The organism is Pantoea ananatis PA13 (genome assembly GCF_000233595.1).
Taxonomy (GTDB): domain Bacteria; phylum Pseudomonadota; class Gammaproteobacteria; order Enterobacterales; family Enterobacteriaceae; genus Pantoea; species Pantoea ananatis.
Map to the genome: position 1 here is coordinate 2294053 of NC_017554.1, position 19451 is coordinate 2313503.

General features: G+C 55.3%; 19 protein-coding genes. 8 read left to right on the forward strand and 11 right to left on the reverse strand.

Going from position 1 to position 19451, the window contains the following annotated elements; translation table 11 throughout:
• Positions 1-49: 49 nt before the first annotated feature.
• Complete coding sequence (gene hglS / locus PAGR_RS10835; protein ID WP_014605775.1) at positions 50-1390, forward strand: 2-oxoadipate dioxygenase/decarboxylase HglS; 1341 nt, start codon at positions 50-52, stop codon at positions 1388-1390.
• 33 nt (positions 1391-1423) lie between these two features.
• On the opposite strand, the gene PAGR_RS10840 is transcribed toward hglS, so the two are convergent.
• Positions 1424-1858, reverse strand: coding sequence for a DoxX family protein (locus tag PAGR_RS10840; protein WP_014605776.1), 435 nt, complete (start codon positions 1856-1858; stop codon positions 1424-1426).
• 172 nt (positions 1859-2030) lie between these two features.
• Here PAGR_RS10840 and PAGR_RS10845 point away from each other — a divergent pair, with 172 nt between their 5' ends.
• Complete coding sequence (locus PAGR_RS10845; protein WP_014605777.1) at positions 2031-3551, forward strand: carboxylesterase/lipase family protein; 1521 nt, start codon at positions 2031-2033, stop codon at positions 3549-3551.
• A 196-nt stretch (positions 3552-3747) separates the two neighbouring features.
• Positions 3748-5418 (forward strand): methyl-accepting chemotaxis protein, encoded by a 1671-nt coding sequence (locus PAGR_RS10850; RefSeq protein ID WP_013025862.1) that lies wholly within the window; start codon positions 3748-3750, stop codon positions 5416-5418.
• 56 nt (positions 5419-5474) lie between these two features.
• Here PAGR_RS10850 and pepT read toward each other — a convergent pair whose 3' ends face one another.
• Positions 5475-6701, reverse strand: coding sequence for a peptidase T (pepT, locus tag PAGR_RS10855; protein WP_014605778.1), 1227 nt, complete (start codon positions 6699-6701; stop codon positions 5475-5477).
• A 127-nt stretch (positions 6702-6828) separates the two neighbouring features.
• On the opposite strand from pepT, the gene PAGR_RS10860 reads away from it, so the two are divergent.
• Together PAGR_RS10860 and PAGR_RS10865 are read left to right on the forward strand one after the other, a co-directional pair.
• A complete protein-coding gene (locus PAGR_RS10860; RefSeq protein WP_014605779.1) occupies positions 6829-8424 on the forward strand; it encodes an ABC transporter substrate-binding protein in 1596 nt (531 codons plus the stop codon).
• Positions 8425-8526: 102 nt separating this feature from the next.
• Complete coding sequence (locus PAGR_RS10865) at positions 8527-8793, forward strand: DksA/TraR family C4-type zinc finger protein (RefSeq protein WP_014605780.1); 267 nt, start codon at positions 8527-8529, stop codon at positions 8791-8793.
• A gap of 1 nt (position 8794) precedes the next feature.
• Here the strand turns inward: PAGR_RS10865 and PAGR_RS23680 are convergent, their stop codons facing one another.
• From PAGR_RS23680 to ynfM, 6 genes are all read right to left on the reverse strand, one after another.
• Complete coding sequence (locus PAGR_RS23680) at positions 8795-8893, reverse strand: YoaK family small membrane protein (RefSeq protein ID WP_015700245.1); 99 nt, start codon at positions 8891-8893, stop codon at positions 8795-8797.
• A gap of 26 nt (positions 8894-8919) precedes the next feature.
• Positions 8920-9243, reverse strand: coding sequence for a hypothetical protein (locus tag PAGR_RS10870; protein ID WP_013025858.1), 324 nt, complete (start codon positions 9241-9243; stop codon positions 8920-8922).
• Between the two features lie 456 nt (positions 9244-9699).
• The gene (locus PAGR_RS10875) at positions 9700-10884 is read right to left on the reverse strand and encodes a sugar transporter (RefSeq protein WP_014605781.1); all 1185 of its coding nucleotides are present in this window, start codon (positions 10882-10884) and stop codon (positions 9700-9702) included.
• 165 nt (positions 10885-11049) lie between these two features.
• Positions 11050-11595: a cytochrome b561 gene (gene cybB, locus PAGR_RS10880; RefSeq protein ID WP_014593771.1), complete on the reverse strand. Its 546-nt coding sequence runs from the start codon at positions 11593-11595 to the stop codon at positions 11050-11052.
• A gap of 202 nt (positions 11596-11797) precedes the next feature.
• Positions 11798-12055: a hypothetical protein gene (locus PAGR_RS10885; protein WP_014605782.1), complete on the reverse strand. Its 258-nt coding sequence runs from the start codon at positions 12053-12055 to the stop codon at positions 11798-11800.
• A 165-nt stretch (positions 12056-12220) separates the two neighbouring features.
• Complete coding sequence (gene ynfM, locus PAGR_RS10890; protein ID WP_014605783.1) at positions 12221-13468, reverse strand: multidrug efflux MFS transporter YnfM/SxtP(Kp); 1248 nt, start codon at positions 13466-13468, stop codon at positions 12221-12223.
• A gap of 95 nt (positions 13469-13563) precedes the next feature.
• On the opposite strand from ynfM, the gene PAGR_RS10895 reads away from it, so the two are divergent.
• The 3 genes from PAGR_RS10895 (at position 13564) to bioD (ending at position 16616) form a co-directional block, all read left to right on the forward strand.
• Positions 13564-14451, forward strand: a complete 888-nt coding sequence (locus tag PAGR_RS10895) for a LysR family transcriptional regulator (RefSeq protein WP_014593769.1) — start codon at positions 13564-13566, stop codon at positions 14449-14451.
• 133 nt (positions 14452-14584) lie between these two features.
• Entirely contained in the window at positions 14585-15802 is a 1218-nt protein-coding gene (gene mlc / locus PAGR_RS10900; protein ID WP_014605784.1) for a sugar metabolism global transcriptional regulator Mlc, read from the forward strand.
• Between the two features lie 115 nt (positions 15803-15917).
• Positions 15918-16616, forward strand: a complete 699-nt coding sequence (gene bioD, locus PAGR_RS10905; RefSeq protein WP_014605785.1) for a dethiobiotin synthase — start codon at positions 15918-15920, stop codon at positions 16614-16616.
• Positions 16617-16740: 124 nt separating this feature from the next.
• Here the strand turns inward: bioD and osmV are convergent, their stop codons facing one another.
• Genes osmV through PAGR_RS10920 form a run of 3 tightly spaced genes read right to left on the reverse strand, consistent with a single transcriptional unit; the run spans position 16741 to position 19397 of the window.
• On the reverse strand, positions 16741-17877 hold the full coding sequence (osmV, locus tag PAGR_RS10910) for an osmoprotectant ABC transporter ATP-binding protein OsmV (RefSeq protein WP_013025850.1): 1137 nt from the start codon (positions 17875-17877) through the stop codon (positions 16741-16743).
• Positions 17877-18524, reverse strand: a complete 648-nt coding sequence (osmW, locus tag PAGR_RS10915; protein WP_013025849.1) for an osmoprotectant ABC transporter permease OsmW — start codon at positions 18522-18524, stop codon at positions 17877-17879. Before osmW ends, osmV begins: the two co-directional genes overlap by 1 nt.
• Before the next feature lie 9 nt (positions 18525-18533).
• Positions 18534-19397 (reverse strand): glycine betaine ABC transporter substrate-binding protein, encoded by an 864-nt coding sequence (locus tag PAGR_RS10920; RefSeq protein ID WP_227008738.1) that lies wholly within the window; start codon positions 19395-19397, stop codon positions 18534-18536.
• Positions 19398-19451 lie beyond the last annotated feature (54 nt).

Genomic DNA, 19451 nt, shown 5'->3' on the forward strand with positions numbered 1-19451 from the left:
ACGCGTTGGATTACAGTAGCTGCAACGCTCATGCTTTCAGGTGGTGATTATGGATAACGTTATCAGTGCGGATGCCATCCGTACGGGCTTTTCAAAGGCAATGTCGGACATGTATCAGCAGGAAGTGCCGCTGTACGGCACGTTGATGCAGTTGGTCAAAGACGTTAATCAGGCCTCGCTGGCGGCGGACAGCGCCCTGCAGCAGCGCCTGGCGCAAGCCGATGAGCTGAGCCGTTTAAGCCTGGAACGCCACGGTGCAATCCGCGTTGGCAGCGCCGAAGAACTGGCCATGCTGCGTCAGATGTTCGCCGTTATGGGCATGTTCCCGGTCGGCTATTATGACCTTTCTCAGGCGGGCGTACCGGTACACTCAACCGCGTTTCGCCCTGTTGACGACGACGCGTTGCGTCGTAATCCGTTCCGTATTTTTACCTCATTACTGCGGCTTGAATTGATTGAAGACCCGGCGCTGCGCGATGAAGCTGCCGCAATCCTGGCCTCGCGGGACATTTTCACCGCAGGCTGTCGCGCATTAATTCAACAGCATCAACAGCAGGGCGGTCTGACTGAGACGCAGGCGCAGCGCTTTATTACCGAGGCGTTAGAAACCTTTCGCTGGCACTCGCATAGCCTTGTTGAAAGCCACACCTATCAGGCCCTTAATCAACAACACCGGCTAATTGCGGACGTCGTGTGTTTTCCTGCCTGTCATATCAACCACCTGACACCGAGAACCCTGGACATTGATCGCGTTCAGGCGTTAATGCCCGAACGTGGTATCGATCCCAAAAACGTTATTGAAGGCCCGCCTCGGCGCAAGGTGCCGATTTTATTACGCCAGACCAGTTTTAAAGCGCTGGAGGAACCTGTCGTTTTCAAAGATGGCTATCAGGGCACCCATACGGCAAGATTTGGTGAGATAGAACAGCGCGGCGCAGCCTTAACCCCACAGGGGCGCGCGCTTTACGATCGGCTGCTGACTGAGGCCGGAAGCGGCGCTGACAATCAACAGCATCAGCAACGGTTGTCTGCTGTATTTCAGGCTTTTCCGGATAACGAAACCGATCTACGCCGGGAGGCTCTGGCCTGGTTTCATTATCGCCTGAGTGATAAAGGCCGGGCTGAACCGCCTCAGCCCGGTGAACCGCTGGACGCCCTGATCGAACAGGGCCGCATTCTGGCCGATCCCATTATTTATGAGGATTTTCTACCGGTCAGTGCGGCGGGGATTTTTCAGTCCAACCTCGGGGATCACACCCAGGCGCGCTCGTCAGGCCAGGCAAGCCGCAGCAGCTTTGAAGCCGCACTGGGCTGCGCAGTACTGGACGAAATGGCGCTGTATGCCCAGCGTCAGGAAGCCTCATTACAACGTTGCGGCCTGGCATGCTAACCCACCGGGGCGGGATTGCCCCGGATTGCGCGACTATTGCAGCCGTGAATCACGTATCAGCGTGAATCTTCCCGCGCCCAGCAGCATGATCACCAGCGCACCCAGCAGAAACAGCGCTTCGGTCTCCAGCGACCAGGCGCCCACGCCGGTGCGATGCCATAGTGCCCCAGTTTTGACCAGCAGCGTTGCCACCACCATATTCACCGCCACAATGAACGCCGCAGGCCGCGTCATCAGCCCCACAATCAGCATCAGCGGGGCGATAATTTCCCCGATCCAGGCACCCCAGGCAAGAAATCCTGGCAGGCCGTGCTGGTGCAGCAGTTGGGCAATCCAGCCCACCCCGTGCACCAGCTTGAACTCACCGTGAAACAGCAGCAGTCCACCCAGTGTCAGACGCAATAACAGCTTGCCCAGGTCAGGATGATCGGTCATTCGAACAAAAAGCTGATTGATGCCACTGAACATTTTCTATTCCTCTCACGCGTTAAACGACATGCAGTACTAAAAACAGGTTCGCCGGGAGCGGTCAATCCCGGCGGACGTGCGCCGCACATTTTCGGTATTTTTACCCGCTGTGTTTCTGGACAAAGACAGATGGCCTGAAATAATGACCGCCTACGCAGACAAGGAATAATGCATGAAAAATGAGCACGGCCTGAAGATCGCTATCGCGGACGGTGAGCTGCAAGGCGGCATCGATGACGGGATCTTTGTGTTTAAAGGTATTCCTTATGCTGCGCCGCCGGTGGGGGACCAGCGCTGGCGCGCGCCCCAGCCCGTCATCCCCTGGCAGGGCGTGCGAAGCGCACTGCATTTTTCTGCCGCGAGCTGGCAGAACCGCGAATACTGCCTTGCGATTGGCGGCGGCGATCCCGGCGATTTCAGCGAGGACTGTCTTTATCTCAATGTCTGGACGCCTGAACTGCAGCCCGATAAGCCTCTGCCGGTGATGGTATGGCTGCACGGGGGCGGATTTACCCTCGGTTCCGGCGGGCTGGCTCCCTACAACGGCAAACCGCTGGCCTCACGCGGCGCGGTTATCGTCACGATTAACTATCGGCTGGGCCATCTGGGCTTTTTTGCCCATCCGGCCATGGAAAAAGAGCAGTCGGCGACCGGGACGCTTCACAATTTTGCCCTGCTGGATCAGATCGCGGCTTTACGCTGGGTTCAGCGCCATATTCACGCATTCGGCGGCGATGTCCGTAACGTAACGCTGTTTGGCGAGTCATCTGGCGCACGTAGCCTGTTATCGCTGTGCTGTTCGCCCCTGTCAGCCGGTTTGTTCCACAAGGGAATTGTGCAGAGTGCCTATAGTCTGCCAGACGTGACGCGTACCACGGCGCTTGAGAAAGGCGTGCAGGTGGCCAGACGTTTAGGTTTGCCCGCTGATGCCAGCATGGAACAGCTGCGCGCGCTGCCTGCTGAGGCCTTTTGGTCACTGGACAGCAGCTACGGGCTCGGTCCTGTTGCCATCGCGGGCGATGCGGTCCTTCCCGCGCCGGTACTGGAGACGTTTATGGCCGGACGTCAGCATCGTCTGCCGCTGATGGCCGGAAGCAACAGCGACGAAGCCAGCGTACTGGCGTATTTCGGTGTCGATGCCGCCACGGTGGTAGACCGGCTTCGTCGTCAAAACCGGTTCAGCTATCAGCTGTTGAAATGGATTTATCCGCTTGAGACGGATGCGTTGCTCGGACGTGCCGTGGCACGGGATATGACGTTTAGCCTGCTTCCCTGGCTGGTGATGCAGGCGCAGCAAAAAGTCGCTATGCCGGGCTGGCGCTACTGGTTTGATTACGTATCTGAACATTCGCGGGACCTTTTTCCGCACGGCACCTGGCACGGTAACGAAATCCCCTACGTCATGAATACGCTGCATAACCTGCCCGCTGTCAGCGACGATCGCCGCTTTACGGCCGCCGATTACGCGTTTGCGCAGCAGGTCAGTGACTACTGGTTTCTCTTTGCCCGCGACGTGGACACCAGCACGACGCAACTGGACGGGATCTTGCCTTGGCCTGCCTGGCAGGCGAATAATGACGTGACAATGTCACTCGGGTGCGAGGGAAAAGCGGGGCTCAGACTCATGCCGCGCTTTATGCGTCGGCGGCTGGCGCTGTTTCGTCTGATGATGTCGCGTATGGTTCGCTTGTAGTGCTCCCTCAGCCCTCAGCCCTCGTGCCGGGTGCCATCCTGCGCGCCCTCCAGGCTGATTTTTGCTGGAACGATGATCTGTCGCGGAGGCAGTGCACCAGCATAAAAAAGTTTAACAGCGCTGTTACATTTTCGGCCTTTCTGCCGATATATCCCATACGCCCGGTGTCACGGGTTAACGTTTAAGGGATTTCAGTATGGGTATGCTTAAAAATTTCACAATTCGCGCGGTAATGCTGACAATACTCGGGCTGTTTTGCCTGCTGTGGAGCGGAATCGGGCTGTTCAGTATTCATTCGCTCAATTCGTTGAGTGACGGCAACGATGTCGATCGCCATATCGTGGAGCAGATGACCGCGTTGAGTAAGGGCAACGATCAGTACTTTCGTATGATTACGCGCCTGTCGCGCGTCATGGAGAAAAAAGCGGCAGGCACAGCGCAAAACGATGAGGCTTTCGCGCCCGTACAGCAGGCACTGGACAGTATGTCTCAGCAACTGACCCTGTTCAAACAGCTCTCTCCCGGCCCAATGGATGCAGCCGTTGCCAATGACGTTATTGATAAATGGCAAAAACTGCTCGACCAGGGCGTGACGGTTCAGCTTCAGCGTGCCCGCCAGGATTCGCTGGACAGCTATCGCCAACAGGCAAATGACGTCACCCCCGCGCTGAGCCGTGCCTTTGGTGCCAGTACTGAAAACTTCAATAAAGTGGCAAGTGTCAAACTGGGTCAAACGCGGGTTGAAGTCGATCGCATGACCGCGATGACCAAAACCCTGATTTCAGTCACCGTGGTGATTGGCTTGCTGATTCTGCTGTTTACCGACCGTTATCTGGTAAAAATGTTGGTTAAGCCGCTGGAAAAAATTCGCGAACATTTTTCAGTCATCGCCAAAGGCGATCTCAGCAAGCCGGTTGAAGATATGGGCCGTAACTGCGTCGGCAAACTGGTGCCCTTACTGAGCGCCATGCAGGACAGCCTGCGCGAAGCCGTCAGTGCGATTCGTAGCGGCACGGAAAACATTTCACGCGGAGCCGCTGAGATTTCGATTGGGAATAACGATCTGTCTTCACGCACGGAAGAGCAGGCTGCCGCGCTGGAGCAAACCGCAGCCAGTATGGAACAACTGACGGCGACCGTGAAATTCAATGCGGAAAATGCGCGTCAGGCCAGTACCCTGACCGAAGCCGCAACGATCACGGCCAAACAGGGCGGTAGTCTTGTCGGTGAAGTGGTCACCACGATGAACGGAATCTCTGACAGTTCGAAGAAAATTGCAGAGATTACTAACGTCATCAACAGCATTGCGTTCCAGACCAATATCCTCGCGCTTAACGCCGCAGTAGAAGCCGCCCGCGCCGGGGAACAGGGCCGTGGCTTTGCCGTTGTGGCCAGTGAGGTCAGAAATCTGGCCCAGCGTAGTGCGGGTGCGGCAAAAGAGATCGCTGGCCTGATTGCGGATTCCGTTGAGCGCGTGGAAAAGGGGGCGCAACTGGTCAGCACGACCGGCGGCACCATGAGCGGTATTCTGAAATCGGTGCAGGATGTTGACGCGATCATGAAGCAAATCGCGGCCGCCTCAGAAGAACAAAGCAAAGGCATTTCGCAGGTTGGCACGGCGGTAACGGAAATGGACAGCGTAACCCAACAAAACGCCGCGCTGGTGGAAGAAGTCTCCGCCGCCGCCAGTGCGCTGGCGCTGCAGACGGAAGCCTTGCAGGCCTCTGTCGCACAGTTCCGCCTGTCCAGCGATGCGCCCCTGGCACCGACGTCAACGCGGAAGCCGCCCTCACAGCCGGCCAGCCCAACGACCTCATTCCAGCCTAAAGCCGCGTCGGCGGATAACGGCGATTGGGTAACTTTCTAAACCCGCATCTGACCACCGCCTTCATCGCGAAGGCGGTTTTTACTGCCTGTATCCCATCACTCCGCCGCCAGATAACACAGCTTCTCTGCCACCTGGTATGACTTCACAAAGGAGGTCACGGGCAGGAACTCAAAGCGCGAATGGAAGTTATGCGCGCCAGTAAAGAAGTTGGGTGTTAACAGACCTTTCGCCGACAAAGCCGCGCCATCGGTGCCGCCGCGCATGGGGATCACCTTAGGCGCAATATCCAGCGCTTGCAGGGCGGCGAAAATCAGATCAACCGCCCGACGATCTTCACCCATCGCATTGCTGATATTGCTGTAAATATCGCGAAGGGTTAGCTCAACTTTGCCCGTGGGATAGCGCGCGGCGATGATATCTCTGACCGCCTGCAACTGCTGTTTGCGTGCAGCAAAGCCTGCCAGATCAAAATCGCGAATCGAGGCGTTAAGCGTGGCAATGCTGGCGTTGGCCTGCATCTCGTTAAACCAGATATAGCCTTCGCGACCTTCGGTATGTTCCGGCGTCGCCTGCCGGTCGAAGTGGCTGATAAAATCGTGAGCCATCAGTAAGGGATTGACCAGCACGCCCTTGCCCGACATCGGATGCGCCGGCACACCGGTAAAGCGGATTTCCGCTGCGGCCGCGTTGAAGTTCTCATAAACGACTTCGCCCAGCTCGCAGCAATCAATCGTCCAGGCGAAATCCACATTAAAACGGGTTTCAAGATCCAGCGCTTTCGCGCCGCGCAGCCCGATCTCCTCATCCGGCACGAACGCCACCACGACGTCGCCGTGTTTGCCCTGTAAATTCTCCATCAGCGTCATGACGACGCTCACGGCCGCCTTGTTATCGGCGCCCAGCACGCTGGTGCCGTCGCTGAAAATAATCTGCTGGCCGATATAGGGCGCGATCTCCGGGTGCGCATCCCGACGTAACCAGATGTCCTGCTGTGGGTTCAGACAAAGGTCTTCACCCTGCCAGGTGAGGATCTGCGGGTGAATGTCAGGGGACAGCCCCACGTCAACCGTGTCGATATGGGTGATAAACCCCACGCGCGGCGCATCGGGGCAGTTTCCTCGTTTCAGCGCCGTTACCGTGGCATGTTCATCAATCACAACCTGCTCAAGGCCAAGGTCGCGTAATTCGTCCGCCAGCAGCTGCGCCATCGCGTGCTGGCTGGGGGTGCTGGGTAAGGTGCTGGACTTTGCATCACTTTGGCTGCTTACCGCCAGGTAACGAAAAAAACGCGTAATGAGTTGCGCCTGAAGTTTGTCGGTCATCACTAATCCTTATTAGTTGACGTACTGCGGGGTTCGCTATGGTGGTGATTCATGCTATCTATCAAAGCGCTAAATCATTCATTTAGATATTCAGACTAACGGAAGTCAACAGAAAGCGAGGACAATAATGAGAAACAGGTTTACGACCCTGGCACTGCTTACTGCAGGTGTGGCTCTGGCGGGCGGCGTCCATGCAAAAACGCTGGTGTACTGCTCCGAAGGCTCCCCTGAAAATTTTAATCCGCAACTTTACACCTCGGGAACCAGCGTGGATGCCAGTGCTGTACCGGTATTCAATCGCCTGGTGGACTTCAAACCGGGCACGACCGAACTGATTCCCAGCCTGGCAGAACGTTGGGATATCAGCCCGGACGGCAAGGTTTATACCTTTTATCTTCGGCACAACGTCAAATTTCAGAGCAATAAGCAGTTTACGCCCAGCCGCGATTTCAACGCAGATGATGTAATCTTCTCGTTTATGCGGCAAATGGACAGCAAAAATCCCTATCATGCGGTCTCTGGTGGAAATTATTCCAACTTCGACAGCCTGCAGCTGGCGACGCTTATCACCCATATCGATCGCATCGACGATCACACCGTTCGCTTCACCCTGGCCCATCCGGAGTCGCCGTTTTTGGCCGACCTGGCCTGGTACTTTGCCTCTGTCCATTCAGCGGAATACGCGGACAAGATGCTAAAGGCCGGCACGCCAGAGAAGGTGGATATGGACCCGATAGGCACCGGACCTTTCCAGCTAGTGCAGTATCAAAAAGATTCACGCATTCTCTATAAGGCGTTTCCTGACTACTGGCAAGGGAAAGCCAAACTGGATCGGCTGATTTTCAGCATCACGCCGGATGCCGCCGTGCGCTACGCCAAACTGGAAAAAAATGAGTGTCAGGTGATGCCATTCCCTAATCCGGCCGACCTGGACAAAATGCGACAGAATAAGGCGATCACGCTCAAACAGGCAGCAGGGCTGAATACCGGTTTTCTGGCATTCAACACCACTAAAGCGCCCACTGATAATGTGAAAGTCCGTCAGGCGCTGGCCATGGCGATAAACAAACCCGCCATTATTGAGGCCATTTTTAAAGGCACGGGCACGGTCGCCAAAAATATTCTTCCGCCTGGCGTCTGGAGCGCAGACAAGGATCTCAAAGACTACGATTACGATCCGGAAAAGGCTAAAGCCCTGCTGGCCGAAGCGGGTGTGAAACCGGGAACGGAAATCGCGCTGTGGGCGATGCCGGTTCAGCGCCCCTATAATCCGAATGCGCGCCGTATGGCGGAGATGATTCAGGCCGACTGGGCAAAAGTCGGCATCAAGGCCAACATCGTGAGTTATGAATGGGGCGAATACCTCAAACGCGTGCGCAACGGTGAACATCAGGCTGCTCTGATGGGCTGGACAACGGCGACGGGCGATCCGGATAACTTTTTCGGACCGCTCTATACCTGCACCGCGGCGAAAGGCGGTTCAAACTCATCAAAGTGGTGCTATCAGCCGTTTGAAACCCTGATCACCCAAGCCCGGGCCGAACCGGATCAGCGCAAACGGACTCACATGTACCTGCAGGCGCAGCAGATCATGCATGACCAGATGCCCGCCGTCATGATTGCCCACTCCACCATTTATGAACCGATACGCACGACGGTCAGCGGTTATGAAGTGGATCCCTTCGGCAAGCATATTTTTTATCAGGTCGATATCAAGCCGTAATCCATGATGCGGCGGCTCACAGGGACGTGTGCCGCCTTGCCTGCAAAATGTCAGATATGTTGTACAGTTAAGAGTGTGTTTGGTGTTCAGAAGGGAAATAACATGGCGAACGGTTGGGCTTCAGAAGGGGCGGTTCAGGAACAGATCGACAGTACCGTTAACGACGGGATCGAACGCGTGCGCCAGTCGATCGGTCAGGGCGAAAGCGCCACGGAATGTGAACTGTGCGGCGAACCGATACCGGCGGCGCGCCGTCAGGCACTGAAAGGCGTGCGCTACTGTGTCACCTGTCAGGAAAAAATCGATAAGCAGCAAAAAGAAACCAGCCTTTACAACCGTCGCGGCAGTAAAGACAGCCAGCTTCGCTGAATTATGATCCCGGCATGGCCAGGCCGCTGCCGATGAACCAGGCGAGAAAACCGATGCCGGCCACGATGATAGCAATGGGGAACAACAGACCAATTCTCATGTTTATCCTGTGAGTCTATTCAGGGATTAAGCCAGCCGTAACACGGCGTGATGGTTCTTCAGCAACGTAAACAGTTCAAACTGGGTCGCCTCATTTACCGCACGCCGTATCTCGCCTTTGGTGTAAATCATTGTGTGGATATGACCCAGTTGACGCCACACAACAATCGCCGAGGCCACAAGCGCGCAGGTATTCTCTGCCTGCACACATTCTACTGTGGCATGGCAGGCATCGTCTAAGTCATTGAGAAAAATTTTCACCCCATCAGTGGGCAAGATCGCCCGAATATCATCCAGCATGACCCGGCTGACGCTGCGTGACAAATATAGAGTTAACCACTTCCTCGTCATTATGACACCTGACGTTAACGATTTTCTCCGTTATACGGGGTAAACATAGGTAATGGAAGTGTTGAGAATAGGGTAATGATATTTAACGAACTTTTTTAGCTTATTAACAGCAAGCGAATTCCCAGATGTTTTATACCTTAACGATGCGGCTTAAATAACCAATTTACACGTGCCAATTTTATACCGGCCAATACGCTGTCTCAGGTTACGACGTTAAAAACGCGGGGGGCGGTGCGTATTCCGTTATTTAATGTTTAGGGTTGTCTGTGACCTTAATTCACAGACTCGTGCTGGCTAATGTCGGGCAGGCTGGTGACGCGGCGTGATCGATGACGCAGATAACCGCCAACGCGCGGCGGCATGATCCCGGTGCCGGTAGCCGAGCGGCTGTTTTCACGCATTGTGTCTGTGAGGAATAAACCAGAGCAGGCTCCGTCATCACGAAGCCTGCTGTTGTCATCCGTTGGAACGCAGTTGCGGATAACGTTTGAAAATATAAATACACCATAACAGCGCCGCGAGTCCGATGATCGCTCCCACATTACCCACATCAGACAGGCTCATGTAAGCGCTGACCTGGCTGCCTAATAGCGCGCCCGCACCAATACCGATATTATAAATACCGGACATCAATGACATCGCGACGTCCGTCGCGTCCGAGGCTAAAGACAGCACGCGGATTTGCATCGCCAGGCCAATCATCATCATTGCCATTCCCCAGACCACGCACAGGGTGATGATCGCGCCGGGCCGGACTGCGGCGAAGATTAACAGTCCCATGCACAGCGTCACCAGCGCGATAGCGGCAATCAGCAACGCAGAGGGGAATTTTTTCCCCAGCGAACTGAATAACAGGCTGCCAATAATGCCCGCCGAACCGAACAGCAGCAGCAGTAAGGTGGTGAACCCCTCGCTGGCATTAGCAACGAGCTGCATAAAAGGCTCAATATAGCTGTAGGCCGTATAGTGCGCGGTCACAATTAACGTCACCAGCAGGTACATCCCGACCAGCGCCGGTCGGCGGAACAGCAGGGGAACGCTGCTAAGCGAACCCGTGTGCTCGCTGGGCAACCGTGGCAGGATACGCGCCAGCATAATCATCAGCACCAGGGCGGACAGCCCGATCACGCCAAACGTTGTGCGCCAGCCCAGCGCCTGACCGACCACGCGTCCAATCGGCACGCCCAAAACCATTGCCAGCGCGGTGCCGGTTGCCAGCATGCTGAGTGCCTGGGTTTTTTTACCTGCGGGGGCAACACGAATTGCCAGCGATGCTGTAATTGACCAAAACACCGCATGGGACAACGCAATTCCCACACGGGATACGATCAGGGAGGTAAAACTCCACGCAAACGTAGAAAGCACATGACTGGCAATAAAGACGATAAACAGAACCGTTAACAGGAGCCGGCGTTCAATATTCCGCGTCAGCAGCATCAAAGGCAGTGACAGTAAGGCCACCACCCAGGCATAGATCGTCAGCATAATGCCCACTTCAGACGTTTTCATCGAAAAGCCTGCGGCAATATCGGACAGTAAACCGACCGGCACAAATTCGGTGGTATTAAACACAAAAGCGGCGATGGCCAACAGCACCACGCGTAGCCAGGCCGTTTTACGGGAAACAGTTGTTAATGGCATGAGAAGTTAAATCAGTCTGTGCGTCAAAAAGGAGTCAGGGCGATCACCCCATGATAGTGACCTGTGTCACACTTTAGCGGTTATTGTGGAGGAATTACGCGCCGGGTGGAACCACCAGGCGCAGATTAAGATGAAATTTTTTTGCCCGATACGGCCGTATGGCGTTTACGGCTCGCGATGACGCTGTCCGGGCATCATCCGCAGCAGCGTATTGTCCTTCAGGGCGTAATGATGAAACAGCGCCGCCGCCACATGTAAGCCAATCAGCCAGTAGCCAAGTGGGGCCAGCGTTTCGTGCCAGTCGGTCAGCGTATCCGACAGATCAAAGTCAGGTTCGGCCGCCACCGGCATCGGTATACCAAATAACTGCCACTCGCGACCTTTCAGATAACGCGATGCCAGTCCCAGCACCGGAAGCGTGATGAAAAGCGCATAAATCAGCGTATGCGTCAGGTGAGCCAGCCCGGTTTGCCAGCGCGGCACCGGAGGAACAATGGCGGGACTACGATGACGGAGTTTCAGCAGTAATCGCGACAGCATCACCACCAGAATCGTCGCCCCGGCGCTGAAATGCGTCACCATCATCGCAAAGCGCTGCCAGGAACCCCGCTCGACATAGCCGCGTAACTCCATCGTGGCATAGGCAATGATGAGCAGCAGAACAGTAAGCCAGTGAAGCGCAATTTGAGACGATGCGAATTTATTACGCATGGTAGAGCCCTGTATAAAAGTAAGGGTTCTAAGATAACGGAAAAAAATGAAAAAGCTTAACGAAATGACGACTCTGTGGGATGACAGACCAACCGCAGACAGCAGACTCGGGGGCAGAGAAGGCGAGGATAACCGGCACACGGGCTGGGCTGAGAATGGCGGCCAGCAACCGCCATACTGACGTCAAACGGGCGTTGCGTAATCAGAAATCCACACCGTGTTTAAGCGCCACACTGTCCTGAGTGTGCACATTTTTACCCGGGGCAACCGGGCAACACGCATCGCACCCTAATGAACCGGGATAGTACTTACGGGCCTGCTGAATGGCTGCGGTTGCGGAATAAAATGTGCCGAGAAACAGCCGACCTTCCAAATCCGGAAGATATTTACAGCCGCTTGCATGAACCACGTGATTATCGTTGTAGCCTGATTGTTTGTTGACGTAATAGTATCGCGCCATTAGGTCTCCCCCTTGCTGTGAATTCAAAGATGACATTAATCTTTGGGATCAAACCGATTATAGCGGGGAAACGCGTGCTTTAGGCAATCATACTGATAATACGGACAATTCTTGTACGGGCCGCATTCCGGGCAGTCAAACACCCGGAATATTCATTAAGTTTTGCTAGAGTTTGCGGCGGTGCAGCTGCCAGGCAACCCACAACGCTAACAGCAGTAAAGCGGAGATAAACAGTGTCAGGCCGCCCCAGCCAAACTGATGCCAGAAAAAGCCGCCAGCCGTACCCGCCACGCTTGAGCCGACGTAATAGCTGAACAGATAGAGCGAAGAAGCCTGACCTTTTGCCCGACGAGCGCGTGGGCCAATCCAGCCGCTCGCCACGGAGTGCGCAGCAAAAAATCCTGCCGTAAACAGCATCATACCAATGAAGATCAGCACGATACCGTTAAATGCCGTCAGCAGTAACCCCATCAGCATAATAAAGGTCGAGCCAAACATAACCGGGCCGCGCCCAAACCGGCTGGTTAACGCGCCGGCTTTCGGGGAACTCCATGACCCGGTCAGATAAACCACCGACAGCAAGCCCACCACAGCCTGACTTAAATGCCACGGCGCGCCCAACAGGCGATAGCCAATATAGTTGAACAGCGTCACAAAGGCGCCCATCAGCAGCAGGCCTTCGGCAAACAGCAGCGGCAATCCCGCATCGCGCCAGTGCAGACGGAAGTTTATGGTCAGATGGCGCGGGCGCAGCGAGGCCGGACGGAAATGGCGCGATTCCGGTAAGATTTTCCAGAACATCAGGGCAGCGGCGAGGGCAAAACAGCCAATGGCCGCAATGGCTATGCGCCATGAAAAGAAGTCAGTTAATACACCGCTTATCAGGCGGCCGCTCATGCCGCCAATCGAGTTTCCGCTGATGTACAGCCCCATCGAAAAGGCCACCACGCTGGGATGAATCTCTTCACTCAGATAGGTCATGCCCACCGCGGCCACACCGCTCAGCGATAAGCCGATCAAGCCCCGCATCAGTAAAATGCCGTGCCAGCTGGTCATAGTGGCAGAGAGCAGGGTACAGATTGCGGCCAGCATGAGCGCCGTTACCATCACGGACTTCCGTCCTATGGCATCGGACAGCGGGCCTGTCACCAGTAATCCCAGGGCCATCATGGCGGTGGAAATGGAAAGCGAAATACTGCTCGCGGCGGGAGAAATGCCAAACTGTGCAGAGAGCACCGGCAGAATAGGCTGCACGCAATACAGCAGGGCAAAGGTGGCCAGCCCGGCAGAAAACAAGGCGAGCGTGACGCGCATAAAAGGCCGGGTGCCGCGCACAATCCAGTCAGACGAGGAAGCCTCAGACTGCGCAGGCATATCGCTGTCCAGCGGCACCGCAGGTGAAGAGCGATTCACAGGGGGATCCTTATGAGTAAAAACAGAGTGTTACTGTAGAAAAGGTCTATTAGGTTGTCTAATATATTAATCATCTTAAATAAGACGTTTAACCTATGAATATTGAGCTGCGTCACCTGCGCTATTTTATTGCCGTTGCGGAAGAGCTGCATTTTGGTCGCGCAGCCCAGCGCTTACACATCTCCCAGCCGCCGTTGAGTCAGCAAATCATGCAGCTTGAAGCGGAAACCGGCGCGCAGCTGTTTAACCGCACCAACCGTAGCGTGCAGCTTACGCCGGCCGGCGCGCAGTTTTTACAGGATGCGCGGGCAATCCTGTTACAGGTCGAGCAGGCAACCCAGCGCGCCGCGCGTCTGCATCGCGGTGAAGAAGGAGAGCTGCGCATTGGATTTACCTCCTCTGCGGCTTTTATTGGCGTGATGTCAGATGCGCTTTATGTGTTTCGCCAGCGCTGGCCCAACGTACATGTTCAGATGCAGGAAATTAACACCCGTCAGCAGCTGGCTCCGCTGCATGAAGGCAAGCTGGACCTCGGCGTCATGCGTAACACGCCGCTCCCCGCCGATTTGCATCATCAGCTTTTGCTGCGCGAGCCATTGTGCGCCGTGGTGCATAAAGCCCATCCGCTGGCGACGGCAGGGCGGATCACCTTGCAGGCGCTGGCGCGGGAACCCTTTGTGTTTTTTGATCCTCAGGTGGGAACGGCACTGTACAGCGAAATCCTGGATTTGCTTCAGCGCTATCAGATCCGGCCCTACATTACCCAGGAAGTGGGCGAGGCCATGACTATTCTCGGACTGGTCGCGACCGGGCTGGGTGTATCTATCTTGCCTGCCTCCTTCAGCCACGCGCGTCTGGCGAACGTGGTGTGGTTACCGCTGGAGGAGCCTGATGCGCAGTCGGAGATGTGGCTGGTCTGGTCGGGCGAACGCGAAATGAGTGCGCAGATGGCGCATATGATGGCGTTACTGCGCCGTGAGTGACAATTTATCCGCCAAAGCCGGAAAAATTATGTGTGTTAAATCACATATCTAAGCAAATATTTGCCGCAAAAAGTGAATCTGCCGCACCATAGCGGATATTTATTTAGAAGCGCGAAAATAACCGGAGCAGGGTGTGAGTTCGGACAGTCAACCTGGCCATATTGACCAAATTAAACAAATTAATGCTGGCGTCGTTTACCGGTTAATCGATCAGCATGGGCCAGTCTCGCGTATTGAACTGTCCAAACGGGCCCAGCTGGCGCCTGCCAGTATTACCAAAATCGTGCGGGAAATGCTGGATGCCCACCTGGTTCAGGAAACCGAGTTTCAGGAGCCGGGCGCTCGCGGCCGTCCGGCGATTGGTTTAATCCTTGATACGGACGCCTGGCACTATCTGGCGATTCGTCTGCACCGTGGCATATTGACGCTGACCTTGCGTGACCTCAGCAGCAGGGCGCTGGTCGAAGACAACCTGCCGCTCATTGATGACGCCACGGAGCCGCTGCTGACGCGTTTGACCGACCATGTTGACGCGTTTTTTATCCGTCATCAGAAACGGCTGGAAAGGCTGACCGCCATTGCCATCACCCTACCGGGGCTGATTAATGCCGCATCCGGTGTGGTGCACCGTCTACCCGGCTATACCTGCCATGATATGCCGTTGGGCAGCACCCTGGCGGCGCGAACCGGCCTGCCGGTATTTATCCAGCACGATATCTCCGCCTGGACGCTTGCCGAGTCGCTGTTTGGTGCGTCACGCGGTGCGCAGGACGTGATTCAGATTGTGATCGACGAAACGGTAGGGGCTGGCGTGATCACTGGCGGTCAGCTGTTGCACAAAAGCGGACGCGCGCTGGTGGAAGTCGGCCACACACAGGTCGATCCTTACGGCCAGCAATGCTACTGCGGCAATCACGGCTGTCTTGAAACAGTCGCCAGTACCGGTAGCCTGCTGGCGCTGATTGCGCACCGACTTCCGGGTCAGCCCGACAGCCTGTTACACCATCAGCCCTTAACGCTTTCTGCCATTTGTGAGGCAGCACAGAGCGGCGACAGGCTGGCGCGGGATGCCATAGCGACAGTGGGGCATCATGTTGGCAGGATCCTCGGCATGATGGTCAATATCTTTAATCCTCAACAAATTCTTATCGGTTCGCCGCTAAATCAGGCGGCAGATGTTCTCTTTCCGGCAGTACAAAATACCATTCACCAGCAGTCTTTACCTGCATACAGCGCAGTGATTCAGCTTGCACCCACTGAATTTACTGAGCCAGGTACGCTGGGTGCCGCCGCGTTGATCAAGGATTCGCTTTACAGCGGCTACCTGTTAATTAAGTTACTGCAAGGTTAAGCAACACTAACCTTGCGCTAACGCAATCTGCTCCCCCTTTTCCTTCCTTAGAATGATCATTCGCATGAAAGCCGAATCGTCAGTGAGCTGACACCGCTTGTGAAGGAGAAGTAGAGTGAAAACGCTATTTATTACCGGAACCGATACCGAAGTGGGGAAAACCGTGGTCGCACGCGCCCTGCTGCAAAGTTTTACCCAGGCGAACGAGCGGGCTGCGGGCTACAAACCTGTTGCCCGCTGGGGCGTCAAAACAGAAGAGGGCCTGAGAAACAAGGATGGGTTGTTTTTGCAGAGCGCCTCTTCCCTTGCGCTGCCTTATCAGGCAGTGAATCCGGTCATTTTTGAGAAAGAAGAAATCTGCGGCTATCCGCCCAATAAGGTCGATTATGCGAAAATCACGCAGGGGCTTCAGCATCTCAATCAGCTTGCCGATCGCGTGGTGGTCGAGGGCACCGGGGGCTGGCGCAGCCTGATGAACGATGCCCAGCCGCTGTCGGCCTGGGTGATCGAGCAGCAACTGCCCGTCATCTTAGTGGTCGGGATTAAGTTAGGTTGTATCAGCCATGCGCTACTGACCGCTCAGGCGATCCAGGCCGACGGATTGCCGCTGGCCGGATGGGTGGCTAATCGTATTAATCCGGGGCTGGCGCACTATGCCGATATCATTTCCGTCCTGCGTGAACAGATTACGGCACCGCTTCTCGGTGAGTTGCCTTATTTGCCCCGCGCAGAGCAGCGCGATCTGTCCCGTTATCTGGATATCTCCCTGCTGAATAGCGATAACCTGCACTACGCCCGGACAAAAATGGCCTGAGAGAACCAGAGCAGGATGGCGCCACGCGCGCGTCGGTGCCATTCATCAGAGATAACTGACCAACAGTGATACGGAATGAGAGGCAGGATTAAGTGGGCCGCAACCAACGTGCGGCCCTGATTCATTATGGATTCAGGCGGCGACGGGTGCGCCCGGAGCTGAGATAATCAGCAATGTAGTCCTGGGAAATCTCGCCACTGTAACGGCCATCTTCGTCCACAATCGGCATCCAGACGGTGTTGTGTTCATAGAGTTTCGACAGGACCACACGCAGGTTTTCTTCTGCCTTGCCGGTCACTTTAAACGTATGCAGCATCTCTTCACAGCGCCCGCTCGCGTGACGCGCCTCACGGCGTTTCACAAATCCTAACGGCTTGCCGTCGTCGTCAACCACGGTGATGGAACGCATGTCGTTTTCGTCCATGGTGCCAAAAGCCTCCGTTAACGGCGTCGAGCGTTTTACTGTGATGGTGGGCTGTTGGTCGGTCACGTCGCCTGCCTGTACCAGCAGCAGACGTTTCAACGTACGGTCCTGGCCAACAAAGGAGCCGACAAAATCGTTAGCCGGCGTCGCCAGCAACTCATCGGGGCTGGCGCACTGGACAATTTTGCCCTGGCCGAAGACCGCGATGCGGTCGCCAAGTTTGAGTGCTTCATCAATGTCGTGGCTGACCAGCATCACCGTTTTCTTTAACTGACGCTGCATATCCAGAAACTCATTCTGAATAACTTCCCGGTTAATTGGGTCAACCGCGCCGAAAGGCTCATCCATCAGCAGTACCGGCGGATCAGCCGCCAGCGCGCGAATCACCCCAATGCGCTGCTGTTGTCCACCGGACATTTCACGCGGGTAGCGATGCAGAAACTTATTCGGATCCAACGCCACCATGCTCATTAACTCCGTTGCCCGCTCGCGGCACTGCTTTTTATCCCAGCCCAGCATGCGTGGCACCACGGTGATGTTCTCTTCAATCGTCATATTGGGGAACAGACCAATTTGCTGGATCACGTAACCAATATTGCGACGCAGGGTGGTGGTATCCTGAGTGCTGGTGTCTTCCCCATTGATGAGAATCCGCCCGCTGGTAGAGGGAATTAAGCGGTTAATCATTTTCAGCGTGGTGGTTTTGCCACAGCCCGAAGGCCCAAGCAGCACGCACATCTCGCCAGCAGGAACCTCAAGACTCACATTGTCCACAGCTTTCATCAGCGTGCCGTTTTTCTGGCTGAAGGTTTTCGTCAGATTTTCAAGTTTTATCATTATCGAATTCCCTTAGGAGTCAGCGCCAGCTGCAAACGGTGCAGCAGCCAGTCAAGAACAATCGCCAGCAGGCAAATCATCAGCGCCCCGGCAATCAGCATACGAATATCACTGCCGCTAATGCCATCCAGCAGCAGCATGCCCAGCCCGCCAGCACCAATCACGGCCGCGATAGCCATCACGCCAACGTTCATGACCACGGCGGTGCGAATACCACCAAAAATCACCGGAAGCGCCATTGGGATCTCAACCCAACGCAGGCGCTGCCAGAACGTCATGCCAATGCCACGACCCGCTTCACGCAGGCCGTCCGGCAGATTTTCCAATGCGGTATGCGTGTTGCGCACAATCGGCAGTAATGAATACAGGAAGACCGCCGTGATAGCCGGTAGCGCACCAATCCCTTTCCCAATCAGCGAGAAAAGCGGAATCATCAGGCCAAACAACGCAATCGTCGGGATGGTCAGTACAACGGTGGCAATGCCGAGCACCGGCGTGGCCAGCCATTTAAAGCGCACAATTAAAATCCCAAGGGGTACGCCAATAACAATCGCGCATCCTACTGCAACCAGCACCAGCCAGGTATGTTGCCAGGTCAGCGTGAGCAGGTTATTCCAGTTATCAATGATGTAATGAAGGGTATCCACGATGCCTCCTTACAGCATGTTTTTGGATTGAAGGAAATCGCGCGCCACCTGTTCAGGCGACTGGTGATCGATGTCCACGCGCTTGTTCATCTCGGTAATGGCCTCATCGGTGATCAGCGGGGAAAGCTGATTCAGGGCGGCTTCAAGACCGGGATGGCTCGCCAGCACGTCTTGACGCACAACCGGCGTCACGTTGTAGCTGGGGAAAAAGTGTTTATCGTCTTCCAGTACCTTGAGATCGAAACCTTTCACGCGCCCGTCCGTGGTGTAGATCAGGCCGGCATCCACAAAACCATCGCGCACGGCGTTATAGACCAGCCCCGGATCCATCTGGCGAATCTGTGGCCTGTCGAGCGTCAGGTTGTAGGTCTTCTGCAGTGGCTTCATGCCGTCTGAACGGCCATAAAACTCCAGGTCCAGCCCGAGTCGCCAGTTATGTTTCGGATCTGTTTTACGCACCTGATCCATTTTGGCCACCAGTTGCGACAGGGTCGAAATACCTTCTTTTTCCGCGCGCGCGCGCTGCATGGCAAAGGCATAGGTGTTATTCATCGGGGCGGGATTGAGCCAGATAAGACCCAGTTTGCCGTCCAGATTTTTCACGGTTTTATAGGCGTCCTCGGAGGACATCGGTTTATTAATATGGTTGAAGATGATCAGTGAGGTACCGGTATATTCCCAGGTCATGTCGATCTGCTTGTTAATCATGGCATTACGACTGATGGTGGTGGCGATGTTGCGTTTCGGGATGACCTCAAAGCCTTTCTTTTGCAGCCACATAACCGTCATGGCCGAAAGAATATGTTGCTCGGTAAAGCTTTTTGTCGCGAGCACCAGCGGCGTGGCCGCCTGTACGCTTTGGCTGAGTGCCATTGAGGCCACCAGTGCCAGGGTAGAGCTCTTAATCCAGCGCGTTAGCATTACAAA